Source organism: Wolbachia endosymbiont of Cardiocondyla obscurior, assembly GCF_902713635.1.
GTDB lineage: Bacteria > Pseudomonadota > Alphaproteobacteria > Rickettsiales > Anaplasmataceae > Wolbachia > Wolbachia pipientis.
In genome coordinates this window covers 1-26,784 of sequence record NZ_CACTIU010000007.1, presented here as the reverse complement: position 1 = coordinate 26,784, position 26,784 = coordinate 1, and the positions used below count along the sequence as shown (strand labels likewise).

The 26,784-nt window shown below is 35.7% G+C and carries 27 protein-coding genes and 1 pseudogene; 15 read left to right on the top strand and 13 right to left on the bottom strand.

The annotated features are described in order from the left end of the window. Positions 1 to 248 precede the first annotated feature (248 nt). From WOCAOBSORBRA_RS01110 to WOCAOBSORBRA_RS01100, 3 genes are all read right to left on the bottom strand, one after another. A complete protein-coding gene (locus WOCAOBSORBRA_RS01110; protein WP_038198474.1) occupies positions 249 to 1,727 on the bottom strand; it encodes a UbiD family decarboxylase in 1,479 nt (492 codons plus the stop codon). 87 nt (positions 1,728 to 1,814) lie between these two features. Beyond that, a complete protein-coding gene (locus WOCAOBSORBRA_RS01105; RefSeq protein WP_246165597.1) occupies positions 1,815 to 2,888 on the bottom strand; it encodes a Fic family protein in 1,074 nt (357 codons plus the stop codon). 16 nt (positions 2,889 to 2,904) lie between these two features. Then, on the bottom strand, positions 2,905 to 3,057 hold the full coding sequence (locus WOCAOBSORBRA_RS01100; RefSeq protein ID WP_007548541.1) for a hypothetical protein: 153 nt from the start codon (positions 3,055 to 3,057) through the stop codon (positions 2,905 to 2,907). Positions 3,058 to 3,313: 256 nt separating this feature from the next. Between WOCAOBSORBRA_RS01100 and WOCAOBSORBRA_RS01095 the strand changes: the two genes are divergently transcribed. Both WOCAOBSORBRA_RS01095 and WOCAOBSORBRA_RS01090 read left to right on the top strand, forming a co-directional pair. Continuing rightward, positions 3,314 to 4,072 (top strand): DsbA family protein, encoded by a 759-nt coding sequence (locus tag WOCAOBSORBRA_RS01095; RefSeq protein WP_174515720.1) that lies wholly within the window; start codon positions 3,314 to 3,316, stop codon positions 4,070 to 4,072. 190 nt (positions 4,073 to 4,262) lie between these two features. Continuing rightward, a complete protein-coding gene (locus WOCAOBSORBRA_RS01090; RefSeq protein ID WP_151807673.1) occupies positions 4,263 to 4,859 on the top strand; it encodes a TIGR02217 family protein in 597 nt (198 codons plus the stop codon). Positions 4,860 to 4,981: 122 nt separating this feature from the next. Here the strand turns inward: WOCAOBSORBRA_RS01090 and WOCAOBSORBRA_RS01085 are convergent, their stop codons facing one another. The 5 genes from WOCAOBSORBRA_RS01085 to purE form a co-directional block, all read right to left on the bottom strand. After that, positions 4,982 to 5,770, bottom strand: a complete 789-nt coding sequence (locus WOCAOBSORBRA_RS01085) for a hypothetical protein (protein WP_174515719.1) — start codon at positions 5,768 to 5,770, stop codon at positions 4,982 to 4,984. A gap of 245 nt (positions 5,771 to 6,015) precedes the next feature. Continuing rightward, positions 6,016 to 8,670: a 2-oxoglutarate dehydrogenase E1 component gene (locus tag WOCAOBSORBRA_RS01080; protein ID WP_174515718.1), complete on the bottom strand. Its 2,655-nt coding sequence runs from the start codon at positions 8,668 to 8,670 to the stop codon at positions 6,016 to 6,018. 77 nt (positions 8,671 to 8,747) lie between these two features. After that, complete coding sequence (locus tag WOCAOBSORBRA_RS01075) at positions 8,748 to 9,653, bottom strand: DnaJ domain-containing protein (RefSeq protein ID WP_246165596.1); 906 nt, start codon at positions 9,651 to 9,653, stop codon at positions 8,748 to 8,750. A gap of 649 nt (positions 9,654 to 10,302) precedes the next feature. Next, positions 10,303 to 12,120, bottom strand: a complete 1,818-nt coding sequence (mutL, locus tag WOCAOBSORBRA_RS01070) for a DNA mismatch repair endonuclease MutL (protein WP_174515716.1) — start codon at positions 12,118 to 12,120, stop codon at positions 10,303 to 10,305. 7 nt (positions 12,121 to 12,127) lie between these two features. After that, positions 12,128 to 12,619, bottom strand: coding sequence for a 5-(carboxyamino)imidazole ribonucleotide mutase (gene purE, locus WOCAOBSORBRA_RS01065; RefSeq protein WP_174515715.1), 492 nt, complete (start codon positions 12,617 to 12,619; stop codon positions 12,128 to 12,130). 436 nt (positions 12,620 to 13,055) lie between these two features. On the opposite strand from purE, the gene WOCAOBSORBRA_RS01060 reads away from it, so the two are divergent. From WOCAOBSORBRA_RS01060 to WOCAOBSORBRA_RS01020, 9 genes are all read left to right on the top strand, one after another. Beyond that, positions 13,056 to 13,352: a helix-turn-helix domain-containing protein gene (locus tag WOCAOBSORBRA_RS01060; RefSeq protein ID WP_012673420.1), complete on the top strand. Its 297-nt coding sequence runs from the start codon at positions 13,056 to 13,058 to the stop codon at positions 13,350 to 13,352. Between the two features lie 60 nt (positions 13,353 to 13,412). Then, positions 13,413 to 13,820 carry a DNA-directed RNA polymerase subunit omega gene (gene rpoZ, locus WOCAOBSORBRA_RS01055; protein ID WP_007548528.1) on the top strand — a complete coding sequence of 136 codons (408 nt, stop codon included), beginning with the start codon at positions 13,413 to 13,415 and terminating at the stop codon, positions 13,818 to 13,820. 28 nt (positions 13,821 to 13,848) lie between these two features. Next, on the top strand, positions 13,849 to 14,094 hold the full coding sequence (locus tag WOCAOBSORBRA_RS01050; RefSeq protein WP_007548527.1) for a monovalent cation/H+ antiporter complex subunit F: 246 nt from the start codon (positions 13,849 to 13,851) through the stop codon (positions 14,092 to 14,094). 6 nt (positions 14,095 to 14,100) lie between these two features. Further along, on the top strand, positions 14,101 to 14,388 hold the full coding sequence (gene mnhG, locus WOCAOBSORBRA_RS01045; RefSeq protein WP_006279703.1) for a monovalent cation/H(+) antiporter subunit G: 288 nt from the start codon (positions 14,101 to 14,103) through the stop codon (positions 14,386 to 14,388). Between the two features lies 1 nt (position 14,389). Next, on the top strand, positions 14,390 to 14,917 hold the full coding sequence (locus WOCAOBSORBRA_RS01040; protein WP_015589497.1) for a DUF4040 domain-containing protein: 528 nt from the start codon (positions 14,390 to 14,392) through the stop codon (positions 14,915 to 14,917). Next, a complete protein-coding gene (locus WOCAOBSORBRA_RS01035) occupies positions 14,910 to 15,329 on the top strand; it encodes a Na(+)/H(+) antiporter subunit B (RefSeq protein WP_006279705.1) in 420 nt (139 codons plus the stop codon). Before WOCAOBSORBRA_RS01040 ends, WOCAOBSORBRA_RS01035 begins: the two co-directional genes overlap by 8 nt. Further along, entirely contained in the window at positions 15,326 to 15,637 is a 312-nt protein-coding gene (locus WOCAOBSORBRA_RS01030; protein ID WP_006279706.1) for a cation:proton antiporter subunit C, read from the top strand. Before WOCAOBSORBRA_RS01035 ends, WOCAOBSORBRA_RS01030 begins: the two co-directional genes overlap by 4 nt. A 138-nt stretch (positions 15,638 to 15,775) precedes the next feature. Further along, the gene (rpoD, locus tag WOCAOBSORBRA_RS01025) at positions 15,776 to 17,698 is read left to right on the top strand and encodes an RNA polymerase sigma factor RpoD (protein ID WP_174515714.1); all 1,923 of its coding nucleotides are present in this window, start codon (positions 15,776 to 15,778) and stop codon (positions 17,696 to 17,698) included. Between the two features lie 140 nt (positions 17,699 to 17,838). Further along, entirely contained in the window at positions 17,839 to 18,819 is a 981-nt protein-coding gene (locus tag WOCAOBSORBRA_RS01020; protein WP_010082050.1) for an SGNH/GDSL hydrolase family protein, read from the top strand. A 180-nt stretch (positions 18,820 to 18,999) separates the two neighbouring features. On the opposite strand, the pseudogene WOCAOBSORBRA_RS06620 reads toward WOCAOBSORBRA_RS01020, so the two are convergent. From WOCAOBSORBRA_RS06620 to carB, 3 genes and pseudogenes are all read right to left on the bottom strand, one after another. Continuing rightward, positions 19,000 to 19,588, bottom strand: a pseudogene (locus tag WOCAOBSORBRA_RS06620) (IS110 family transposase); the annotation flags it as partial. Then, entirely contained in the window at positions 19,585 to 19,800 is a 216-nt protein-coding gene (locus WOCAOBSORBRA_RS01010; RefSeq protein ID WP_080717592.1) for a hypothetical protein, read from the bottom strand. The gene WOCAOBSORBRA_RS01010 and the pseudogene WOCAOBSORBRA_RS06620, both read right to left, overlap by 4 nt. Positions 19,801 to 19,964: 164 nt before the next feature. Further along, the gene (gene carB / locus WOCAOBSORBRA_RS01005) at positions 19,965 to 23,420 is read right to left on the bottom strand and encodes a carbamoyl-phosphate synthase large subunit (RefSeq protein WP_174515713.1); all 3,456 of its coding nucleotides are present in this window, start codon (positions 23,418 to 23,420) and stop codon (positions 19,965 to 19,967) included. A gap of 138 nt (positions 23,421 to 23,558) precedes the next feature. Between carB and WOCAOBSORBRA_RS01000 the strand changes: the two genes are divergently transcribed. Further along, positions 23,559 to 23,732 carry a hypothetical protein gene (locus tag WOCAOBSORBRA_RS01000; RefSeq protein WP_231115856.1) on the top strand — a complete coding sequence of 58 codons (174 nt, stop codon included), beginning with the start codon at positions 23,559 to 23,561 and terminating at the stop codon, positions 23,730 to 23,732. Between the two features lie 124 nt (positions 23,733 to 23,856). Here the strand turns inward: WOCAOBSORBRA_RS01000 and WOCAOBSORBRA_RS00995 are convergent, their stop codons facing one another. Together WOCAOBSORBRA_RS00995 and WOCAOBSORBRA_RS00990 are read right to left on the bottom strand one after the other, a co-directional pair. Beyond that, positions 23,857 to 24,612, bottom strand: coding sequence for an SDR family oxidoreductase (locus tag WOCAOBSORBRA_RS00995; protein WP_012673418.1), 756 nt, complete (start codon positions 24,610 to 24,612; stop codon positions 23,857 to 23,859). Further along, positions 24,599 to 25,414 carry a YihY/virulence factor BrkB family protein gene (locus WOCAOBSORBRA_RS00990; RefSeq protein ID WP_006279712.1) on the bottom strand — a complete coding sequence of 272 codons (816 nt, stop codon included), beginning with the start codon at positions 25,412 to 25,414 and terminating at the stop codon, positions 24,599 to 24,601. Before WOCAOBSORBRA_RS00990 ends, WOCAOBSORBRA_RS00995 begins: the two co-directional genes overlap by 14 nt. Before the next feature lie 135 nt (positions 25,415 to 25,549). Between WOCAOBSORBRA_RS00990 and WOCAOBSORBRA_RS00985 the strand changes: the two genes are divergently transcribed. The 3 genes from WOCAOBSORBRA_RS00985 to WOCAOBSORBRA_RS00975 form a co-directional block, all read left to right on the top strand. Then, positions 25,550 to 25,876, top strand: coding sequence for a TrbC/VirB2 family protein (locus WOCAOBSORBRA_RS00985; RefSeq protein WP_174515712.1), 327 nt, complete (start codon positions 25,550 to 25,552; stop codon positions 25,874 to 25,876). A gap of 17 nt (positions 25,877 to 25,893) precedes the next feature. Beyond that, positions 25,894 to 26,250 (top strand): TrbC/VirB2 family protein, encoded by a 357-nt coding sequence (locus WOCAOBSORBRA_RS00980; RefSeq protein ID WP_007548675.1) that lies wholly within the window; start codon positions 25,894 to 25,896, stop codon positions 26,248 to 26,250. 217 nt (positions 26,251 to 26,467) lie between these two features. Continuing rightward, positions 26,468 to 26,784: TrbC/VirB2 family protein (locus WOCAOBSORBRA_RS00975; RefSeq protein ID WP_174515711.1), on the top strand; the 317-nt coding region annotated here is incomplete at its 3' end.

The following is a 26,784-nucleotide window of genomic DNA, read 5'->3' as shown; positions in this document are numbered from 1 at the left end:
AAGTAATTCGTCATCCCGCTGCTTGTTAGCGGGATCTAGAGATACCGCGAATGAATCGCGGTATGACGGTTCGCGGCAGGATGACGATAAGCTCGTCATCCCACTACTTGTTAGCGGCTAAGAGATACCGCGGCGGTATAGCTATAGGATGACAAAAAAAGGGCACTGTGACGAACTTAAATCACAATTATCAGTTAATGCGGCATTATAAAAAACGCCAAACTTTTTTCTGCTTTTATGCAAGAAGTCTAGTCCATATATTCCTCCCACTTCTCCGCGACTTTCCTTACTATTTCCTCACTCATCTCAATTTTCTTTCCCCACTCTCGTTTGGTTTCAGGCGGGATTTTATTTGTCGCATCAAATCCCATCTTACCTCCAAGTCCACTTTCAGGGGAAGCAAAGTCTAAATAATCAATAGGTGCATTTTCTATCATGATTGTATCACGCACAGGGTCCATCCTTGTTGACATTGCCCACATCACTTCCTTCCAATCACGTACATTTATATCATCATCAACAACGATAATAAACTTCGTGTATAAAAATTGCTTTAGAAAGGAAAGTATGCCCATAACAATTCTTTTTGCCTGCCCTGGATAGGATTTTTTTATCGACACTACCGCTATTCTATATGAGCAACCTTCCGGTGGCAGATAAAAGTCCACTATCTCTGGAAATTGATTGATAAGAATGGGCACAAAAATTTCGTTGAGTGCTTCACCAAGAATCGATGGTTCATCAGGTGGCTTGCCAGTGAAAGTGCTGAGATAAATTGGATTTTTGCGCATAGTAATTGCAGTAATATTAAATTCAGGAAATTGCTCAACAGAATTATAGTAGCCAGTGTGGTCTCCGTATGGCCCTTCGTCTTGATAGCTATCCAAACTCACATAGCCTTCCAGAACGATTTCTGCGTGAGCTGGCACTTGAAGTGGAATAGTCTTACAATTTACAAGCTCAAGCGGCTTCTTTCGCAGTAGTCCAGCAAATTGGTATTCTGACAATGTTTCTGGCACTGGAGTTACCGCAGCAATAATCGTTGCAGGATCACTACCGATCACAGCAGCAGCAGGAAATTTCATATCTCTGCCTTCTTCCTTCCAACGCTTATGGTGAGTTGCGCCACCTCTTTGTGCAAGCCAACGCATTAGTGTTGTTTTTTTATCTATAACCTGCATACGATATATTCCAAGATTAAAATTATCTTGCTTTTCTTTCGTGGGTCCTTTTGTTACCACAATCGGCCAGGTGATAAGTGGTGCAGGTTCATTTGGCCAGCATGTTTGAATGGGCAGTAGACTTAGGTCCACTTCATCTCCGGTTAGCACTACCTCTTGACATGGAGCCTTGCTCACGACTTTACTTCGCATCGATAACACGACTTTCAACAAAGGAAACATTTTTATAGCATCCTTAAAGTTTTTTGGCGGCTCAGGTGATTGCAAAAATGCTAAAAGTTTACCAAGATCTCTTAGTTCATCAGGATTTATGTTCAACCCCAATGCAATCCTCTTAATAGTACCAAATAAATTCACCAAAACTGGAATCGAATTTTTGCCATTTTCTGTGATAACATTTTCAAAAATGATCGCTGGCCCTTTGCTTGACAAAACTCTGCGATGAATTTCTGTCATTTCAAGAACTGTTGAAACTTCCTCCTTAATCCTAATCAGATCTTTTTTTTCTTCTAAGGCTTTGATGAAGTCGCGTAAGTTGTTGTACATATTCCAGTTTTTAAAATTTTAAGTTTATATCTAGTTTTCAAGCACTTTATTGAAATTTGACCTATGCACTGTCTAGCGAGCTTTCAGTTAATTTGAGATCAAATCTTCATATTGCTTACTAAGTTTGTATTTCCTTCCTCTATTGGAAAAATCTACAATCTTGATAAACCCCATTTCCACCCACTTTTTACAAAGTTGCGCACTGGTACGAGGCTTAAAATTAAATAGTTCGCCAACCTGACTAGCTGTAATAGCGGAAAACTCCTGGAAGAGCTCAAGAGCTTTGCGTTGTTTAGGATCAAGCTTACGTATAAGATCAGTCTGATCAGTGTGGTATTCTTCTTCATTTATACGTTGTAAAACGTTCTCAAATGAATTTGCCATACCTTCTACGAAATACTCCACCCACTTAGTGATATCTGCTTCAGCTCGTCCCATGTAATAGTTGTGCGATGGACCTATACTGATTGCTTCATAATACGCTCCTAGATTCTTAGCATAATATTCTTCCAATGAATAAAGTCCTTTTAGGTCATACCCACCAAGGTGTAAAATTAATGTAGTCAACAATCTTGCAGTACGACCATTACCGTCATAGTAAGGGTGAATTGTTACAAATTGATAATGCGCAATACCTGCAATAATTGGGCAAGGCACTTGCTCACTGTTACGAATCCAATCAATCATACTGCTCATGAGCTTTGGTACATCCTTTGCTTCAGGTGGCATATAAATTATTGCACGTGTAAGACTATCGCGGATAACATTTTGACCATCACGATAAGGTGTTGATTTTATTTTAGATTTTCCACTTGCTATTACTAGAGCATGTAGTGTTTGAACAGCTTTCTCAGTAATGGGTATTCTCCTTGCTGCCCATTGTTCAACTTGAGTTAAAGCTGCATAATATCCTTTAACCTCATTTTCATCTCTCCTATATTTTGGAAAGTGGCTTTTACCACTTAAAACCTCTTCAATCTGTTTAGGTTCAAGTCGATTTCCTTCAATCATAGTAGAATAGTGTGTGGTATAAAGCCGTGCAGTTTCACGAAGAGACAAAAGCATTGATACAGTGAGCGGCAAATGTAACACTTTTTCTTTTGCTGCTTCAATCCTTATAAGACAACTAGCAATTTTAGAAGTAATCGTATAATTCGGCATCGGCATAATATCTGCATTACATTACTTCTATATTATGCTGATAAAATGCAGATAATACAACATTTACACGACGCCGACCATAAACAGCAATAAATTCGGCTGATTGAGAAAGAAGTTTGTCTTGTAGAATAGCTATTTCTTTTTCTCTGCCAATTATTGGTTCACTCATATGTTTATTCCGCGGAAAATTATACACAGCGGAAACAACTTAAATCTACGCTCCGCGCGCCTCTGCTACCAAGTCTTCTGATGAACTTTGTGGTAATGTGCTTGAGTTTTATTGTGTAAAGTTTGCATTTGAGGCAAAACTGGTTATAAAATACACTTGATACAAATGTTTTTATATATTAACATTAGATGCTTCTTTTAATATATAGATAAATGTGTACTAAAAGTTTTATGTTGTAGGTTTTTAAATAAATTGTATGTCTAGAATATCGTTTTTATTAATTTTAATAATAGCAATAGCAAGCTTGCCGATAATAAACAATTGGCTTTCAAATCGCAGCCAAATGCTAAGCGATGATTATATAGGTGAGAAATTAGATAATTATATAAGCAGAAATTTTGATAAGATCGTAAAAACTCTCAAAGAGGAGTCGATTAAAAGTAGTTACGCTGCTCGAGATAATGTAACCAAAAGTAAAATTTCACAATACAAGGATCAAATATTTGACCTTACTTATCCTTACTCCGGAAATGAAAATAGTAGTGTTATAGCTGTAGGCTTCCTTGACTATTCTTGTGGACATTGCAAAGCTATAAAGAATGATATAAAGCAGTTAATTAACGACGGCAAAATTAAGTATATCTTTAGGGATGCTCCAATACTTGGTAACGCTTCTTTAAAGGCAGCAAAAAGTGCTTTAGCTGTCTATTTTCTCGATAAAGAAAAATATTTCGATTTTCACCATGCTGCTTTAAGTCACAAAGGAGAATTTTCAGACGAAAGCATATTGGATATAGTGAAAAACATAGGGATTGATGAGGACGATTTTAATGATTCCATAAAAGATAACGCGGACAAAATTGAGCAAATGATAAACAACAGTAGGCTTCTAGTAAGAGATTTGGGAGTAGGTGGTACACCTTTTTTAATAATTGGAGATAGCCTGTTTGTAGGAGCAACTGATTTGAATGTATTACGCAAAAAAGTAGATGAATTAAGTCACAAGCAAGGCTAGTTACAGTTTGCCATAAAATTTTATTTTTTTGCTTGACAACTCAAATGAACCTGAGTATAGTCACTGTGGGTGTGACAGCAGTTTAACTCAGTAGTCTCATCCACTTTCCATAGCGTCATTTACTATGTGAAACGCTTTCAAATTACAACATTTTCTTCAACCAAACTATTTTACTTTCACGGGAGGACATATGTCATTCACAGAAATTAGATTTCCAGAAAATATATCTTATGGTTCCACTGGAGGACCGGAATTTTCCACTGACGTTGTAACAACTCACAATGGTTGTGAACAGCGCAACATCAATTGGTCTCATGCACGCACTAGATACAACATAGCTTACGGGGTCAGATCAAACGAGCAGCTACTAGAACTAATAACATTTTTTCATGCACGAAAAGGTAAAGCAATAGGGTTTCGTTTTAAGGATTGGTCGGATTTTATAGCCATCAACCAAGAGATTGGTATAGGAGATAACAAAAAAACGACTTTTCAGCTAATCAAAACTTATGTAAGTGGGGAAGATAAGCATATACGTATGATCAAAAAGCCAGTACATGGGACAGTAAAGATTTATTTAAATGGTAAAGAAGAGAGTGAATATTCAGTAAATTATTCAACGGGAGAAATAACATTTATGAAGCCACCAGTAAAAGATGCGATAATCACTGCGAGCTTCGAATTTGATGTGCCCGTACGCTTTGATACAGATTACTTAAACGCTTCGATTGATGACTATGGAAGCAATAGCTGGAATAACATTCCACTAATAGAGGTGAAATTTTAGCTGTAAGCAAGCATAGATCTACATCATAGTAGGGCTACCATAAATTGAAAAATTAAGCACCACTGAGGCTCTATATTTAAATGAGCCTTAGTATATGCAATTATTTTAAACTTTATCACCAGCTATATACTACAATGTTGCTGAGCTTTGCTAACATTTACACTTGAAGCTTGGGGAGATTCTAGCTTAGTGCTTTCTCCTTCCTGCAAAATAGAAAGCTTCAACAATTCCTTTAGAGTTGATTTTGCAAGTGTTGTATCATCTTTGTTTAAGATGTAGTCTAGCATGTTGTTTTTCTGTAAGCGATTAACAAAATATCTATCTTCCTCATTAAGAACCTCTATCTTGTTAATACAAGATAATACTAAATCCGAGCTCTTTATTGCTAAAATTCCATTTACGAAAATATCTAATTTTGTTTTGTCTTCAGTCAAGTCTCTAGCTAACCTATTTCTGATGTTATCATTATCAAGCACAGTGTACTCGAGGTACGAGCAAGGCTCAATAAGTATAAAGTCCTCTAAAGGCACTAGTTCTGGATAGGTGCCAGCGTAATCAAGTATGCCACACTCAGTAATACACCCTCCTTTTCTTATAACACAGCAATTGAGACGACCATGATACATTGATAACAAAGAAAAAAGACGTATTATACTTGTACCTCTATCTTTCATTTCCTCGAAAAGCTTCCTATCATTTATTAATTTGTGCAAAATGTAATCCATAGCAGGACCTGGTTTGCGGAAATGAAACATATTATTCTCTTCAAAAATGGCCTCAGCTAATTCGATAGATTCTTTATCCTCATCTACAAAAGCTTTTTCATTTCTATTTAACTGTATGATCTCAGCTTTGCTATCTCTGCGTAGACCAGTTCTCCTTATTAACATCTCAAATATTTTTGTATTCATATATATCCTATATTAATTAAAGTAAATATTAATAATATTTACTTTTTAAATAAAAATAAATGAAAATTTTAATAAAAATTATATTTTTTTTAATAGAATAAAAATCTTTTATATTTGCTTGAGTACCAAAAGGGCTTTATTGGTGTAATGCGTTTTCTATTGCGCCTGGCTGCAGCGCGTGATGCAACCGGATTCAAGTGTCAGCTACTTTTATAGCACCACTTCTGCTTCAATAACTGTAAATACTAAGCGATCTGTCTTAAAATCTCCTCTTGTTGCTGAGCATGGACACTAACATAACCACATGCAGGAGATGCAGCAGCAAGTCTTGCAATGCACTTAGGTCTTTTTGCTTGGATATCGAGATTGGACAACACTTCTTCTATCAATGGGTTGACAAAAAACCATCCTCCCATATTTTTTGGTTCTTCTTGACACCATATAATTTCAGCGTTTTTGTACTTTTCAAGTTCATTACTTAGTTTATCTGCAGGAAAAGGATAGAATTGCTCCAAACGTATTACTGCTATATCGTTTATTTTTTGTGTTTCAAGCATTTCAATTATATCGTAATAAACTTTACCGCTGCATATTACAACTTTTCGTACTTTATCACTTGAAACTAAACCTTTTCTACATTCTGGAATCACCGTGAGGAATTTTCCTTCAAAATCGGATAGGTTAGAAACTGCTCTTTTATGACGCAGTAGCGATTTAGGTGTAAACACTACCAAAGGCTTACGAAAGTCTCTATGCATTTGTCTGCGTAAGACATGGAAGTAATTCGCCGGAGTGGAACAATTAACTACCTGCATATTATCCTCTGCGCAGAGTTGCAAAAATCTCTCTATACGTGCGGAGCTATGCTCAGGTCCCTGTCCTTCATAACCATGAGGCAGCAATAAAACTAGACCGCTTGATCGCAACCACTTTGTTTCTGCAGATGCGATAAACTGGTCGATCATAATTTGTGCACCATTTGCAAAATCACCAAATTGTCCTTCCCAGAGCACCAGTGAATACGGGGAATCAAGGCTATATCCATATTCAAAGCCCATTACAGCATACTCAGATAGTGCGCTATCTATGACCTCAAAGTGAGCTTGCTTTTCATTTATATTGTTTAGCGGAATAAATGCTTCTTCTGTTACCTGATCAACAAGCCTTGAATGACGGTGCGAGAAAGTTCCACGACCAGAGTCTTGTCCTGATAAACGCACTCCTATTCCTTCTGTAAGCAGTGATGCAAACGCAAGACTTTCGGCAGTTGCCCAGTCTATATTACTACCGGAATTTATACTGTCTATTCTGCCATCGAGTATTTTTCTAACCTTATTGTTAATGTTAAAGTTACTTGGGATATTGCTATTTATATGCACACCTAATTTTTTCAGCTCATCTGGCGGAACACCAGAATCCGTGTAGTATTCGCTCAAATCGTTCAACTTTGCTCTTCTTAATTTTGACCACACTCCACCGAACCAGTCAGCTTTTTTTGGAGTGTAAGCCGCTGATTCAGCAAGACTTTTATCTAATTTTGCCCTGAATTCACTGCGCAATTTATTTACTTCATCGCCATCTAATACTTTCTCTGCAGTCAATTTTTCTTCATACAATGTTCCAGGAGTTTTATGCTTTGATATCGCCTTATACATAAGTGGCTGAGTGAAATTCGGTTCATCACCCTCATTATGGCCATATTTGCGGTAACATATTATGTCAATCACTACGTCCTTTTTAAATTTCTGCCTATATTCCATCGCCAAATTCGCAACAAAACTCACAGCTTCAGGGTTATCTCCATTAACGTGAAACACTGGAGCTTCTATTGATTTTGCTATGTCAGTGCAATAAAAAGAGGATCGCGCACAACACGGATTAGCAGTAAAACCAACTTGGTTATTAATGACAATGTGCACAATGCCATCCACTTTATAGCCTTCAATATTGCTTAAGGTTAAAGTTTCAGCAACCACTCCTTGACTGATGAAAGCCGCATCACCATGAATTGATATTCCAAGCACAGATCTTATATTCTGTTTTGCTCTTATTCTTCCAGCCAAAACCGGATTTACCGCTTCAAGGTGAGATGGATTAGGGCATAAACTTAAATGTATTTTTTTGCCACTGGCAAGTGCTCGATCAGAAGAATAACCAAGGTGATATTTAACATCACCGGACACCTCAAGACCACTTGGGTATGCAAGATTGCCTTGAAATTCAGACAGCATTGCTGCATATTCTTTTCCCATAACTTTGGTTAGAACATTGAGTCGTCCGCGATGAGCCATACCAAGAACTACTTCTTCAATACCATAACCAGCGGAATCACTAATAATTTTTTCAATTGCAACAATAGCTGATTCTCCACCCTCAATAGAGAAGCGTTTATATCCAGGAAATTTCATATGGAGAAATTGTTCGAACATTTCAGATTCAATTAAGTGCCTCAGTATTTCCTTTTTATCTTGTGAACTCAGCGTATAGGTTTGATTTTCAATTTTTTCTTGCAGCCACATTCTCTCTTCATAAGAGGAGATATGCATAAATTCAAAGCCGATATTCTTGCAGTAAATATCTCTATAGATTTCAGCGTCACGTGCTGGGGATAAATTTGAATATTTTTGATAATCTATTTCTTGATTTTCATTTGGTGATAGCGGGTTAAGGTCTGCAAAAAAATGACCGTAGGACCTAAAGAAATTTGCCAAATCAGAAGCCGAATCATCCGTCTTGGTTACATGCTGCGGACTGCAGGTCTCCGTTTTCTTAACTTCTAAATTACTTGAAAAAATTCTGTTCCAATCTTCCCCGATTGATTTATCGCCCTGCAGATAACGGCTATACATCTCTTCTACAAATTCTGCATTATCACCATGAAGGCAGCTTAAACTCGACATAATCACTATAAAAGGTATCAAATATTATAAGTATAACTTAAGTTTTTTAAAAAAGAACCTTTTTTGACCTTTATAAGTTAAACCCAGACGTTCCGAGAGCTACCAGCAGCACCTTGTTCTTGGCTATTTATTACTTGTTCAGCATTAACTTCATCAAAATTAGGAGAAGGCCATTTTGTTTGTACATAAAACACATCATGTATAGCTTTTGCAACAAGAAGAACTCCAGCAAGAGCAAATGCTGCCACTCCCGCATAACATACGAAAGAGGCATCACATGAAGAGTAAATCGCAAAAGCAACATAACTTGTTAGAACTGCAAGAGCTAACTGACAAAATACACTGGATTTATCAATTCTCCCATACTCGACTAACAACTTCTCAACTTTATTCCTATAAGCTTCACTTTTATGGATGTTTAAAAATCCATAAATGTTTGTATTAGGATCTGCACCATTTTTTAAGAAAAGCTCTACAATTTCAATATTTTGAGACAATATAGCACAAGTTAATGGACTTACCCCTGCATAAGATTTGTTTATATAATCACCAAATTGTCCATTCTTGCTACTCTTGAACTTAGAAAAAAGCTTCTTTAGGTATTCTACATCTCTGCCTAAGGTAGCAGCACTTAAAGAAGAACTCAAATCGTCAGCAGAGTTAATCTCATCTAAGTTCTTCATACAACACTGCATTGTCTTCTTCATGAACATATCAAATCTCTCATCTGACATCCCCATCACATCTTCAAATTCTTCATCTGTCATCTCTGCGATTATTTTTGAACTTCGTACAGTAAGGCACTCATATGCAGCACCTAATTCTTTAAATTTTTCCTCATTTTGTTTTTGCACATCCTTACTCTTACCTGAATGTTTATCAGGATGATATTTAAGGGCTAATTTTCTATATGCTATTGTAATTTCTCGTTCACTGGGATTTGCATTTAAGTCCAATACTTCTAAAGCTTCCTTTCTATTCACAATAAATTTCCTACTGAAATATCTTAAGTTAAGTATAACCCAAAATTTCAAAAAGCAAAGCTTTTTATATTAAATTGTGCCTGTTGCACAATTCCATAACTGTACAAATATTGTTCCACCGGAAAGGGTATCATCCCAGCGCCCTAACTACTTGGATCCAGATTGGATACTGAGTTGGTGAGTATAAAAGTATAGCTTCTACGTCATACCACTGCGGTATCTCTTAGCCGCTAACACGTAGCGGGATGACGATTGTCGGTGAACTTAAGTTACTTTAGCCATAAATATTTAAGAAATTTACCAAACGAAAAAAAGGCAAAAGAAGCCCCGAGTAGCGAGTTTTGACTCTATATTACTGTAAGTGGCGCTGTAATAATGTGCTGACGCTTAGTTTAAGCGCGGTTTGGCTGAATGTAGAAAAAATTTAAAAGACATGCAGCCGCTATAATTTTATGTAATCCGCCAAAAAATACCCTAAGTTTTTTACTGAATTTTGTCATTGAGCCTGCAGGTCAAAAACAAGTTTTGAGTCATAAATACCCTTAATGCCATAATAAGGGCGCTGGCGGAGTTTGTCAAGCAAGTTTTTTCGTTTAATCCGTTTCTATGAGCTACTTGGATGATGAGGTTACATATTTATGACCACCTCTTATTTCCGCTCAAACAGTTTTTCAATATCACTCAATTTCATTTCTATATAAGTTGGTCTTCCGTGGTTGCATTGCCCGGAATATGGGGTTTTTTCCATTTGTCTAAGCAGCACATTCATTTCTTCTAATCTCATTTTCCTGCCTGCTCTAATTGATCCATGACAAGCGATAGTGGCCAATATTTTGTTCACTTTATCTTCTACTGGCAATGTATCTTCTATTTCCGTTAATCTATCGACTATATTAATTAGCATCTCTTTCACATCTATTGCTCCCAAAATTGCAGGGATTTCTTTTACTATCACTTTATTCTCTGATTTGATTTCAATATCAAAACCCATTTCAAATAACTTATCTTTATAGATTTCAATCATCTCCATTCCGGCTTGATTTTTGATTTCAACCGTTTCAGGAAGAAGTAGTTTTTGTCTTTTTATACTTGATTTTTGTTTTAAGCATTCATATACTAGTCTTTCATGGGCTGCATGCTGATCGACTATAATCAATTTGTCCCTTACCTCTGCAATAATATAAGTATTATAGACCTGACAGCGTGCAAACCCGAGCGGGTGGCTCTCTATCAAATCAACTTGCTCTAACACCTTTTTTTCCAGAACCATAGTCTCCGCTTGTGATGGAAATTTCTGTATGCCGGTATAATCAAACGATTTTGACTGTTCTGATAAGCCTTTTGCTTTTTCATTTGGAGAAGCAAATTCTTTTATTAGTTGATTTTCAAAAGGACTTGGCCTTCTTTCATTTTGAACATTAGGTTTATCAAAAGGATCTGGCAATGTTGAATCCATTTTCTGGTCATGCGCTGGAAAGGTGCCTATCCTTCTTGACAATGCTTTAATTAATCCTCTTGTCATTATCTCATATATGAGCTTCTTATTCTGAAACCTTACTTCTGACTTATTTGGATGCACATTTACATCTACTTGATCATAAGGTATCTCTAAATGTAACGCTGCAAAAGGATACCTATCGCTTGGAATAAAATCATGATATGCATACCTAACTGCGCCAATAAGTAAATTATCTTTAATTGGCCTTCCATTAACAAACGTATAGATCTGAGTGGACTTACCACGATTGACGGTCGGCTTACAGATGTGTCCCGTAAGTTTAATGTCGTCTTCTTCTTCATTGATCTCCAAAGAATTGCCCTGAAATTCTTCTTCTACTTCACACAATCTATGAAATAACGAAGTCTGCTTAGCGTATTTTAAGAGCTTTTTATTACCTGAAGTGAGAGTAAACCCTATATGATAGTTAATCATTGCTAGGTTGTTTACAATATCAACAATGCTTTGAGTTTCTGCTCTTTCGGTTTTTAGAAATTTTAGTCTATTTGGAGTGGCAAAAAATAAATCTCGTACTTCAATATGTGTCCCTTGTGATAAAGAGTAAGGAGTTTGCTCCCCTATTTTTTCTCCACCCTCATAACTTATAGACCATGCTTCATTTGCTTCTCTTGCCTTAGACGATAATTTTATCCTACTTACTGCTGCTATTGAAGGCAGAGCTTCTCCTCTAAAGCCAAGATGCTTGATTTCTATCAACTCATTGTCGCTCAATTTTGAAGTAGCATGGCGCATAAACGCAAGTTCTAAATCGTTTTTTTCTACTCCGTTACCATCATCTGTCACAATAATAAGGTTACGCCCACCACTTTCTATTTTGATCTCTATTTCTAAACTTCCAGCATCTATTGCATTTTCCACTAATTCCTTTACTACACTTGCTGGCCTTTCTATCACCTCCCCCGCTGCTATACGGTTTATGGTTTTTGTGTCTAAAAGAATTATTGCCATAGATTTATTATGAAACTGGTTTTTCTTTTACTTCTTTGGTCTGCTTCTCTCTCCACTTTTTTAACCTACCTGCAATTTCACTGTTGGAAATTGACAATATAGATACGGCAGTAATGGCAGCATTATATGCTCCATTTTCTCCTATAGACATGGTTGCAACTGGAACACCCTTTGGCATTTGAACTATAGAGAGTAGGCTGTCCAGCCCATTTAATTGTTTACTATGCACAGGAACACCGATAACTGGTAAACAAGTTAGTGACGCAACCATACCAGGTAAATGAGCTGCACCTCCTGCACCAGCTATAATAACCTTAAAACCTTCTTCTTGTGCAGATTTAGCAAAATTGAAGAGCCTTTCTGGCGTTCTATGTGCAGATATTATGAATATGTCATGTGAAGCTTCTAATGCTTTTAACATATCAACGGTATGGACCATAGTGGTGTAATCTGACTCACTTCCCATAATAACAGCAATATCTTTTTTTATTTTTGTCATATTCAACACAATTTTACTTACTAACTAAATAATGTTCCAGCTAAAAAGCAACAAATATTTAAGTTATATTATAAATATAATATATAGAATTCTTGTTAAAATAGAAATTTTAAAAATTTAAATAAATATCTATGTTAAGATATAGAGATATAAACTTCTTATGTAAGATAAATTTATAAAGTAATTATTTTTGTATTTCAAGCTTTGTAATCTTAGCTTGTTCTTTCTATAAATGGTTTTTTCAGATAGACTGATGGTAAAATGGTAATTTAAAATTACTAGAAATTTGATAAAAATATTAATATATAATCAACTTAAAGTTTTAAATATTGATATCATATAATTATTGACAAGTTACATGATATTAATATCTTGGTATATTAAATATTATGTTATAATATTTAATAAAGTTAATTGATATGTGAGTGTAAGAATTATGGAAATAATATCGTTAAATAACTTAGACAGTGCAGGAATAAAAACAAAGTTGCTTTATATAATAAATAAAATTGTAGAAAAAAATGCTTGGACTCAGGCTTTTGCAGCTGAGAAACTTGGTATTGATCAGCCAAAGGTATCGCAAATTAAAAATGGTAAAATAGATGGTTTTTCTTTAGAGCGATTGTTAGGATTTCTAAAAAAACTTGATCATGAGATAACAATCACGATGACAGAAAGCCAAGAAATAAAATCTGAGGCAGAAAAAGTAAAACATGAAGTTGAATCGCAATAGATACAAAGTTGACAACTTGTTTTTTGTGATATAGTATAAAACTTATTAAGGTAGTATCTTATGGCTGAGTCTATTGTAGAAAAGTGTATAGAACGGGTAAGTAACCGTTTCAAATTGGTTCTGTTGGCAAGTCAAAGAACACATGATTTAAATACAGGGGCAAGTAATCCAATTCAAGCAGCTAAGTTTAAAGGTCATAAAAATACCATAGTTTCCTTACATGAAATAGCAGGAAAACAGGTGGATACTCATGAGCTGTTTAGCCTTTTGGTAGGTAGATGCAAGGAATACATGAAAGGAAATATGAATAATGTTTACAGCAGTAATACAAGTAAGCTAGCGAATTTATTAAATTTTTCTGATAACACAGATCTTGATGCAAGTCAAGAAAGCCAAGATTATGAAGTGGATGGTGAAATAGATGATGAAATAAATGATCAAGATGGCGATGAAGAAGTATCCGTTTAGAAATCTACTGAAGTTACATAGTCTTTAAATGATTTGCATTGCTATCTATACACTGTTGTTCTGTATGAGTGTAATGTTGTGTTGCATAGTGTCTAAGTCAAATGATGTGTACAATAAGGTTTTAGCGTTCAATAATTTCTCAACGCAAGTAGTTGTACTTATAACAGCAATATCAATCATTCTGAATAATTTTTTTTTAATTGATATAGCATTGTTGTATGCTAGCGTTAGCTTTATATCAACTATAGCACTAATGAGATTAATGTTGTTTTGATAATTTATGATAGGATCCATTTTCATATTTTTAGGTATTTGTTTGATAATTATTTCAAATATAGGGGTGATCAGATTTCCTGATTTCTATACTAGGTTACATGCAGCAGGTATTACAGATTCTAGCGGTGCAACGTTATTGTTAATTGGTTTTGCTTTGCAGAATGGATTTTCAATCAATACTGTTAAAATAGTATTATTAATTTTTATAATATGGGTAGCTAACTCAACTAATAGCTATATTTTAGCGCGCACTCATTATAAAGTTAAGAAAAAAACTGTTAAAGAAGGCTAAGGTGTTAGAAATATTAAATGTAGTGTTACTTTTGTTGTTACTAACAGTTACGGTTTTTATAGTTTTCTCGCGACATTTAGTCGTAAGTGCTGTTCTAATGTGTGTATTTAGTTCACTGATTGCGCTTATATACTTAATTATGAATGCACCTGATGTTGCAATTACTGAAGCTTCTGTTGGTGCGGGGCTCAGTACAGTTTTTACGTTTGCAGCACTCTCCTTGATAAAGAATCATAAAGTAAATCTATCTCATAACCCTATAACGCTTTTTTTTATGTTATTTCTGGCTGTATGTTTGTCATATTTTATGATTCAATTGCCAGATTTTGGCAGCCACAATGCTCCGATCCACTTGCATGTTGCTCCTTATTATGTGGAAAATACCGAAAAAGCTACCGGTATTCCTAATATAGTGACAGCTATTTTGGCAAGCTTTCGTGGTTATGACACGTTTGGAGAAACTATAGTAGTTTTTACTGCTGCGCTTTGTATAACGTTGATATTAAAAGAAGAAAAAGAAAATGATTAAAGATCCGATATTAAATGCAGTAACATTTTTGATGATACCTTTTATCATTTTATTTGGTTTATACATACAATTTCACGGTGATTACACTCCGGGTGGAGGTTTTCAAGCAGGAATAATTATTGCCTCCGGGATAATATTATATTCAATGCTATTTGGTGTATCTACAACTCTAAAAGCAATACCTTATTCTGTGATTAGATTGACTAACGTGTTAGGTATTTTAATTTATGGAGGAACGGGCGTTGCAACAACTTTACTTGGCCAAAATTTTTTATCTTATGATATCTTGTTAACCAATAATAGAACCGGTCAAAAATTAGGTATTTTTTTGGTGGAATTAGGTGTAGCATTTACTGTCTGCTCCTCTATGTTAATTATATATATAAATTTTGCTCGTAGGAAAAAACAATGACTTTATATAATTATACGATTATTATTGTATTAATGGTGCTAGGTTTATATATTATTATAAACGATAAAAATTTAATCAAGAAAATGATAGGGGTAAGCGTCTTCCAAGCATCTGTTTTGTTATTTTACATATCTCTAGGATATATAAAAAGTTCCTTGCCTCCTATATTGGTTTCAAATTTTTATTCATATAGCAATCCTATACCCCATGTTTTAATGCTTACTGCTATAGTGGTTGGAATTGCAACATTTTCAGTTGGATTATCCATAGCAGTAAAAATGGAAGAAAAGTATGGAACAATCGATTAAGACAAGTGTACATAAATTAACAGTATCTTAAACTATATGAAGTAACAAATAGCCACAAGTTAAAAGTAAAATTATAGACTTGCTCGTTGTAAGTTTGTTTGTTAATAAGAAATAAAATTATAAACTATAAAGGTAATGATGTCAACTATTAATGATGCAGAAGATAAGAAAAAAATTATCAAAGATCTGGTAACTAAGAGTATAAAAAAGGGTGGTTTTATCACCTTTGATGATATAAATGATAAATTATCAGATGAAAATTTTTCGTCTGACTTTATAGATGATGCTATATCTTTATTGCAGGATTCCGGAATTAATGTGCTTGAAAGTAGCGAAGATGAAGAAGATATTCCTTCCAACAGTGATGATAGTAAACTTGATGATGATGACACATCGCCAAATGTTACTGCAACTTTAGTACAAAATGATGATCCAGTGAGGATTTATTTACAAGACATGAGCTCCGTAAAGCTTTTATCAAGGGCAGATGAAATCGAGATAGCAAAAAAAATTGAATCTGAAAAGCATAACATGTTACGTGCAATAATTGAAACATCAGTAACATTAAAGGTGATAAAAGTATGGCGTGATGATTTAAGTAATGGAGCTCTCTTACTGAGAGAAATTATAGATCTGGATGCAATTTATAACTCTGATTTTAATGTGGTACCCAAAGAAGAAAGTGAAGAGAGTGAAGAAAGTGCTGAAGATGTTGAGGATTCTGAGGATGTTTCTGAAGATGCTGAGTACTGTAGTGATGATGAGAAAGATAGTAAAAAAAGTGATGATGAGAAAGACGGTAATAATGAAGATATAAGTTCAGTCAATTTAAATGTTTCTATTCTTGAAATGGAAAGTGACTTATTGCCAAAGGTCATAGTTGCATTGGATGAGATAATTACTTTAACAAATGAAGCGTTGATATTAAGAAAAAATTCTAAAAATTTCTCTAATGAGCTAGAAAATTTGTATAATCAAATATGGTCTATAGCATTACAAATTAAGTTAAGTGATGCTGCTGTTGCCAGAATTACACAAGAACTTTATAAGATAAATAGATCCATTACGCTTGAAGAGGCTAATCTTATTGCTGAGGCTAGAAAATACGATATCGATAGAGAAAGTTTCTATAAAGTTTATGATGACGTGCTTTTAAAGATCAATGAAAATCAGTCCTCTTTTACAGGTGAATTAAAAAACAAATTTTTAAGGTTTATAGACGATAACTCTGAACATATAGCTAGTACCTTGAACGGTATTAAGCAGCATATACAGGAAGATAACGTACAAGAATTTAAGGAGCTAATCAAGAGAATACAAAAACACGAACGAGAAGTCTCTGAAGCAAAGCAAGAAATGATTAAGGCTAACTTAAGGCTAGTAGTTTCCATTGCTAAGAAGTATTCAAAAAGAGGCCTTGATCTGCTTGATTTGATACAAGAAGGCAATATTGGTCTTATGAAGGCCGTGGATAAGTTTGATTACAAACGTGGATATAAATTTTCAACTTATGGCACTTGGTGGGTAAGACAATCAATCACTAGAGCAATACCTGAGCAGTCTAAAGTAGTTAGAATACCAGTTCATATGGTGGAAATTATCAGTAAAATCAACAGAGCATTAAGAAAGATGACTCATGAGATGGGAAGAGAGCCGACGTTAGAGGAATTGAGTGTAGAACTGACAATGCCACTGGAAAGAATACGCAAAGTTATGAAAATAGCAAGGGATCCAGTAAGTCTTGAAGCTCCAACAGGAAAAGATGATAGTAGTACCTTTGGTGATTGTATAGAAGACAAGCGAGTCTCCAGGCCAGAGGATGCTGCAATACTTGCTGACTTGCGTGGCATTACAACCAATGTTCTTGCAACTTTAACACCAAAGGAAGAAAGAATTTTAAGAATGCGTTTTGGCCTTGGTAAAGATGGGAAGGAACATACCTTAGAAGAAGTAGGAAAAATTTTTAATGTAACACGTGAGAGAATTAGGCAAATAGAGGCAAAAGCACTGCGCAAGTTGAAACATCCAAGCCGTGCTAGAAAACTTAGAGGGTTCTTTTAAGTATACGTGTCAAGTTAAGAAGAAGCTGATTTTGCCCGGAAAAAGTGGAGAGCAAGTTAGGCCAAAGTTGTATAATTTCACCGCTATTTTTCTTTTTCTATGAATCTAATGAAACAACATGCTAATCTACGGTAAATATTATGACAAACAAAAATGACAATTCTAATTCAAAGTATAGAAATTTTTATGTTCTGGGTGATAGCTTATCCGATAATGGCGCAATCATTGGAATTTTAAATAATTTATCCTTTGCAAAAAGCGTAAAATTTGATGATCCTTTTTATCAAGGAAGATCTTTTAGCAATGGCCCTACTGCTGTTGAATATATAGCAAAATATTTAGATTTAGATGAATTTAAACCTGGGTGGAGTTATTCATTTTTTGGGAGATGCCACGAACAGCAAGGTCAGAATTACGCAGTTTCATATGCAACAGCATCTGAAATTTTTGACCCTATTTTTTCTTATTTCTTCAATAAATTTCGTTTAGCTAACCAGCTAGATGCGGTAATTAAACATCATCCAGATATAGGTAAAGAAGATTTATTTTGCATCATAATCGGCGGAAATGATGTTATGGTTGCCACTGCTTATGACGATACTAAAGCGGAAGAAGTATTGGAACAAGCAGTGAGTGAAATATGTAATGCACTTAAGGTTCTAAATGAACATGGTGTTAAGCATGTAGTTGTTGCAAATGCACCTGAAGTTGGCTCAATACCAGCTTTTAATAGAGATGAAGAAGCAAGGGAACTAGCTACAAAGCTCACGGAGAGTTTCAATGCAAAACTGGCTAAAGGCTTAGATTATATGAAGAAAAGTACAAATCTTGAAATAAAAGCATTTGATCTTAACTCTAAAATGAGAAGTATGTTTAGCGAATACAAGAGCAAAGGTTTAAATTGTCAAGATGCATGCACATCGAACATTGCAGACCAAGTTGGGAGATTTAAAGAAAATATAAAAATACTCTTAAAGTTGATATTTAAAGGGGAACTTGACGTTCACTATAACCCTGGGTGTAGCAAAGAAACACTAAAGGATTATTTCTTTTTTGATTATTTCCATCCAACTGCGGAACTTCATCATGAAGTTGGTAATGAAGTGTATGAGTTGATTTGACACAGTTTTTTGAACATATCCTTTTAAATAGTAACCAGACTGCATTCTGTGATTTTTAGCAAAACACGATCTTTCATTTGAGCTTTCTTCAATTTAAAATAAATACAGAAAATTGCTGCCTATAGCTAAACTGACTTAGATTTACCGATAATTTGAAAAACCGTCATCCCGCTACTATATAGTTATTGATATATATTTTCTTTTAAGCTCTTGGTTTTGATCGATAAATGTAATCATTTCATCTTCTAAAGTTTTAATTTGATTACGTAAAATTGCAAGAAGTTCCTCTATTTGTTTGATTATAGATGTATCAGTTACCTGTTGGATTTGGGTTTTTTGTATTTTTGCTATTTCTACAAGTTGGTTTCTACGAGATAATTTTTGTTTCAAGCAATCAATATTACCATTACTAACTGTTAAAGGAGTAACACGCATATCTGTATTATTAATATAACGTGAGATGATACTGCAGTCTATTTTATCAGTTTTTGTAGTAATACCAAGGCTTTTAGCATAGTCTCTCCCACCTTGGTTGAATGACGTACACCTCAAAACCATTGCTTAGTAAAGTATAGGCACATAATTTTTCGTATCCACCAGTTGCCTCAAGACCAATTTTGGTTACATTATGCAAACGTAAAAAGTCCAGCATTTCATCAATGGATTGTACATTGTTTTCAAATATTTTATAATGCTCAAGTGGGTGAATGTGGAGATCTAATTTACTTTTGCTAACATCAATGCCAGCAATAATGTTTGATGAATTCATAATTCCTCCGTAATAATAACATATACTGCATTTTCCAGCCTTATATACGAGCCTAAAAGCTCAATCAGTTGTTCGGAACTTTCAGTATAATAAACCAGAGAAGAGAACCTTGCTGAACAACGATTCTTATAATCAAGGGGCGTGACGATTCCTCTTCTCTGTGTGTCTTTAATCTCACTACTTTGATATTTATAAAGACTTGTTCTTAACATATAAGGGAAGTGTCCTCTAGGTGAGATTGTGGAGCATTCGTTGCAGCATTTGGCTGTTCAATTACGCTAGTTGATTCTTTAGGTATACTATTTCCTTCAAAATTTCCATCTTTTTATTATGTTCTCTTTAGCATTTTGAGAGTGAATTATTCTAGTTTTGATATTTAAACGTTTTGTATCTGCTGTAATGATTTCACTTCCAGTTTGCTATTCTTTACATATTGAATTGCAAGCACTAACGCTTTACTTCCGGAAGCTGTGGTGCTGTAAGCTATATTTTGCAAAATAGCAGTTCTCCTGATATCTTTGCTGTCTGAGACTGACTTTACACCTTTTGAAGTATTGATCACTAGATTTATTTTTCCATCTTTGAGCATATCAACTATGTGGGGTCTGCCTTCTCTCACTTTATTTACAGCTTTTGCAGCAATGCCGTTATTGTTCAGATACAAAGCCGTACCTTTGGTTGCATATATTTCAAAACTCAGTTCTTTCAACATTCGTACAACAGGCAATATATACTCTTTATCATCATCTTTTACTGAAACCAGAGCTGCTCCTTCTGTTGGTAACTTGTATCCTGCAGCCATGTGCACTTTTGCAAGTGCAGCTTCGAAAGATGAGTCGATTCCCATCACTTCTCCTGTTGATTTCATTTCAGGACCAAGTAAAGTATCCACTCCTGCAAAGCGGGTAAATGGAAAAACAGCAGCTTTAACTGCAAAATGATTGAAAGGCTTGTTTTCCTGATTCAATTTTTTACCCAAAATAACCTGAGTGGCAAGCTTTGCAATAGGAATATTGATTACCTTGGAAATAAAAGGAACGGTTCGACTAGCCCTTAAATTCACTTCAAGTATGTATACATCACTAGACCTCTTGCATAACTCGATTTCTGAAGGCAATTTTGTCGTCAAAGCTTGTCTGCGCTCCTCAAATACATTCGAGTATTCTGTGGTGCTCATCTGCACTTTTCCTAAAAATTTCCCATCACAAACAGGTTCTGCAAGAGGTCTATTCTCTTGAACAGCAAACTGAATGTTTATCAGACCTTTCACTTTTAATGCTAATGCTATTCTTTCAGTTTGTAGCTTAATCTCTTTTATTACTTCGTCACTCAATGTATTTGTCGGTATTGAGCATGTTGAATCACCAGAGTGGATACCAGCTTCTTCAATATGCTCCATGACCGCTGCAATGAAAACTTTTTCCCCATCACATACAGCATCAACGTCAACCTCAACTGCATTGACTAAAAATTTATCAAGAAGCAGCGAACCATGCTCAAAGATTTTAGTTTGATCCAAGACGTACTCTTTAAAGCTCTGAGTATCGTGTCTAATCGACATAGACTGACCGCCGAGGACATATGATGGCCTGACTACTAGTGGAAACCCCACCTTTTCTGCGTTGGTTAACGCTTCTTCTACTGAATGGCAGATAGAACTTTCAGGTTGTTTTAAATTAAGTTGCAAAGCAAGATTTTTAAATCTCATGCGATCTTCTGCAAGGTCAATAGAATCAAACGAAGTTCCCAGAATTTTGAAACCTCTCTCGTTAAGCACTTTGGCTAACTTTAAAGGTGTTTGACCACCTATTTGAACTATCACACCAACCAGTGTGCCATTTTCTTGCTCTTTACTTAGTATTTCAAGCACATCCTCTGCAATCAGTGGGGCGAAATATAAACGATCAGCAGTATCGTAGTCAGTTGAGACAGTTTCTGGATTACAGTTGATCATTATTGTTTCATACCCCATTTCTTTGGCGGCAGAAGCTGCATGTACGCATGCATAATCAAACTCAATACCTTGACCAATGCGGTTTGGACCACTTCCTAAGATGACAACCTTTTCTCGGTCAGAAATGTCCGCTTCGCATTCTGTCCTATTTGTAATGTCTCCCTCATAGCAGCCATACATATAAGCAGTGCTCGATTCAAATTCAGCCGCACAGGTGTCTACACGTTTATAAACTGGATGAATGCCAAATTTTTTCCTTATTTCCTCAATTTGTTTTACTCGATCTCCAGCGTATAACGCTGGCTGGATCCCAGTGTCACGCACTGGGATGACATTAGAGGGTACTGGGATGACAGAGGTAGATCTATTACTTAACTTTGCCAACCTTGCATCCGAGAATCCCATCTTTTTTAGTTCTAATATTTCATATGCAGTTCCAGGAAGGCCATTTTCCTTGATTTTTTGTTCAGCCAAGATGATTTGCTGTATATTTTGCAGAAACCATAAGTCATATCCTGTAATCGAATTTATTTCTTCTATGCTAATTCCGTGGCGCATTGCGTCAGCAGCAATCAGTAATCTGTTTGGTAGCAATTTTGCTAATTGAGATTTTATGTGATCAATATCAATGTTCTCAGGAAATACTTCATCAAGTCCTGTAAAATCAGTTTCAAGTGAACGGAAAGCTTTCTGTAGTGACTCATTAAAAGTGCGGCCTATAGACATCACTTCTCCCACTGATTTCATGGAGGTTGATAATTCACAATTCGTCCCCTTAAATTTCTCAAACTCAAATCGAGGAATTTTAGTGACGATATAATCAATCACTGGTTCGAATGCTGCTGGTATTATTGGAGCGCAGTCGTTACGTATTTCATCGAGCGAATAGCCGATAGCAAGTTTGGTTACAACTTTTGCAATAGGATAGCCTGTTGCTTTCGAAGCAAGTGCAGAGGAGCGAGAAACCCTTGGATTCATTTCAATTACAACGAGGCTTCCATCTTCTTTAGGGTTCACTGCAAACTGAACATTTGCACCACCGGCACTAACGTCAATTTCCCTCAGCACTGCTATAGATGCATTTCTCATTTGTTGATATTCAGCATCACGCAGAGTCAAAGCAGGAGCAACAGTTATGCTATCCCCAGTGTGCACTCCCATCGGATCAACATTTTCTATCGAACAGACTATTATGCAGTTATCTTTACAATCGCGGATAACTTCCATTTCATATTCTTTCCAGCCGATAATTGATTCATCTATCTGAACTTCATTTATTGGCGAAATTTTGAGAGCACTTTCTGCGATATTGAAAAACTCCTCTTTATTATATGCTATACCACTACCTGCGCCACCAAGAGTGAATGATGAACGAATGATTGCTGGTAATCCAACGTAATCCAAAGCCTTTTTTATTTGTTCTTGATTTTTTATAATGATACTTTTGGGGTATTTCAGTCCTATTCTATCCATGGACTGGCGGAATAACTCTCTATCCTCTGCTTTTTTTATTGCTTCTCTATTTACCCCTATTAATTCTACGTTGTATTTGTCTAACACTCCATCATCTGCAAGTTTTATTGCACAATTGAGCGCTGTTTGCCCGCCCATTGTTGGCAATATTGCGTCTGGCCTCTCCTTAATTATAATTTTCTCTATGATTTCAGGCAGTACCGGCTCAATATACGTCGCATCAGAAAACTCAGGATCTGTCATTATAGTTGCGGGGTTGGAGTTAACCAAAATGACTTTATAACCTTCGCTTTTTAATACTTTACAGCTTTGCGTTCCGGAATAATCAAACTCGCATGCCTGACCTATAACTATTGGGCCTGCTCCTATTACTAATATAGATTCTATATCTGTGCGTTTCGGCATAATTACAATAACGGTCTCTATTCAAGTAATGTTACCAATCTTTCCTGTATATGTGAATTTTTATTAAACCTATTAGCTAATTACTTTTAGGCTTGACGCATAACTGTACGAACATTGCAATTTGCGTGGCAGATTCCAGTGCTTGACACACAGCTGTACAAACATTCATTTTTGAAGGTAAATTGCACAGCAAATGATGTCTTTCAAGTAGCTGACACTGGTTCCTTTATGACGGCAGTGCCCAGAGGTGTCATCCCAGTCTGGGATCCAGAAAACTTAACTTTAAATAAGTGGCTGCATAATAAAGACTAGATTCCAGACTGGAATGACACCATAGAGGCACTGGGATGACATCCTTCCTAGTGGAGATTACTCTCAAATCACAATGTTCATACAGTTGTGGGCTTAACGGTATCTTTGCAGATACTATGGTAATTTATTCGGGAGATTTGCTGAGCGGTAAGATTTTTCCTGATATGCTGCAGTCTTCAGAAGCTAATTCCACAAATTTATCTGTTAGTTTATCAGGCGACACCAATTCAGATCCAGGAAATGCCTGCTCACTACCCACAGGTCCTTCCGTGTATACAGCATTTACACATAATTTTGTATGTTTTGTCTCAGATGCATATATTTGCACCATTATTTCTAGTGCAACTTTACTTGCAGCATACGGCATCCAATATGGATAAGAGGAAGGAGAAAGTGTCACTTCTGAGGTCATGAATATCGCTCTTCCAGCATTAGACTTTTTTAGCATTGGATCTAAGTTTTTTAGTAAGTACCAATTGGCAGTAAAATTTGTATTCATTACGTTCTGTAGCTCTTCAATCTCACAGTCATGAATGGGGTTCAGTTTGCCTAAAATTCCAGCACACGCAACTAATATATCAAGTGCTCCAGATTCTGATAATTTCAGGCTTTCTATCATGTTTGTCAGTATCTTTACATTCTCAAAGTCTAAAAGATCAAGCTGAATTAGTTTCACAGAGCCTTCTTTAAATTCTTCAAGCTCTTCAATTTCATTATATAGTGGCTTGAGATTATCAAGAGATCTTGAAATCAGAATCACACATGCACCTTCTCTTATAAACCTTTTTGCAACAGCAGAGCCTACTCCACCTGAAGCTCCGGTGATTAAAGCTACTTTACCTTCTAACTTACCCATTTCTTTCTCCTTAGCGAGATCCATTGAAATATTTTAGCTGAAAATTGAATTTTGCTCCATATATAAAAATCAAACTTAGCATATAAAAAAATAGTAATGACACTACCACACCACCTAAACTTCCATATATCAAATCCAGTTGGTCAAAGGAAGCTTTTAAGTATTGCTTAAAAGCTGAAGCAGAAATCGTCCAAAGAATAACAGCTACACAAGATCCAGGAAATACGTCTGATAAATTTTGTTTTATGTTTGGTAACATAAAATATAGCCAAGAGACTACTGTGAAAAGTACAAATTCAATAAGTAAATACCTAGTATAACTTAGCCCCTGATAGGAAAAATCAATTAGCATTGGTACTAGTGTAGAAAACACTATAGTTAGAGTTATAATAAGCGTGATTACTAAAAATTGTAATATACTTAGTACTCTTCTTAATATATAAGGCGGCGAAACCGGAACTTTATAGGCCTTATTGAGTATTGTTCTAAGCCCTTCAATTGTCGATGAAGCGGTCCAAACAGCACCTACAATTGCTAAAGTTAGTAAGCTTTGCGGCGGGCCTGATATTATCTCCCTAATACGCGGCATCAAAGATGATAAAATATCCTGTGGCATGTTATCAATGATAAATACCCAGCCAATGTTGTACTGGTCTAAAAAATTTGCGAATGTTGACGCCACAGCCATTAAAACGATGAGAAAAGGAAATATTGATAACAGAATTAAAAATGATAAATACCCTGCATGCTCCACTCCATCATTATGAATTGTGTCAATCAAAGCACGATAAAGGCAATAAACGATGCTGTAAAATTTCTGTAGCACTGTAATATAGACGAACCAAGAAAAGTATTCTAAATGAAATAAAGGATACTTTTAAGCAAAAAATCCTCACCATTTACTTAAATTTAATCAAAGTGAAGGATAATCCAGCATTAAATAGAAATTATCGGAGGCATAATGAAAAATTTTCTTCTACTTGTAGCTTTAATTCTCTCCTTTGCATTTGATGCAGGTGCTCCTCCTACTACTTTTGTTGATACAAATGATACAACATCATCGGTGATATGCAAGATAATAGGCTATACTCACGGCATAGGTGGCCCAATGATCACAATAGTGATAATTGGTGCAGCGTTGCTTGCAATATTCGGCAGAATGCCGTGGCCAGCGCTTTTTGCACTCGGTGCATTTACTGCTGTGTTTTTTGGCGCTCCTGTAGTCGTTTCAAAAATAACACCAGGAGGTGTGATTTGTAAAGACGGTGCAGTAGCGAAGAATCCATAGAAATTATAGGAGGCATAATGAAAAATTTTCTTCTACTAGTGGCGTTAATTCTCTTCTTTGCATTTGATAATGCTTTTGCTAGCAGTGTTACTGATGACGCAACGTCAAATACAATATGCAAAATAGTAGGCTATACTCACGGCATAGGTGGCCCAATGATCACAATAGTGATAATAGGTGCAGCGTTGCTTGCAATATTTGGCAGAATGCCGTGGCCAGCGCTTTTTGCACTCGGTGCATTTACTGCTGTGTTTTTTGGTGCACCTGTAGTTGTTTCAAAAATAGTACCAGGCGGTGTGATTTGTAAAAATGGTGCAACTGCTTGCCCTGATGGTACCAACTGGGATACAAGTACAGGAGCGTGTAAAAAATAGGCGCTGCAGATTTAGAAAAGCATTAGCTAAACGGTGCTTCTTAAAGGAGCACCATTATTCCACAATTGTATAAATGTTGTCCAAGTGAATAACACTGAGATCCGGGAATTTTTATAAACTGATAGGATGACAAATTTACTAGAACCCTTACCATTTACTCAAATTTAATCAAATTGCAGAATAATCTAACTTAGGACAGAAATGATTGGAGGGTATAATGAAAAATTTTCTTCTACTTGCGGTTTTAATTTTCTCCTTTGCGTTTGATGCAAATGCTACAAATGCTGCAGATGCTTTTGTTGATACAGATGATACAACATCATCAGTGATATGCAAGATAATAGGCTATACTCATGGCATAGGTGGACCAATGATCACAATAGTGATAATTGGTGCAGCGTTGCTTGCAATATTCGGTAGAATGCCGTGGCCAGCGCTTTTTGCACTCGGTGCATTCACTGCTGTGTTTTTTGGCGCTCCTGTAGTCGTTTCAAAAATAACACCAGGAGGTGTGATTTGTAAAGACGGTGCAGT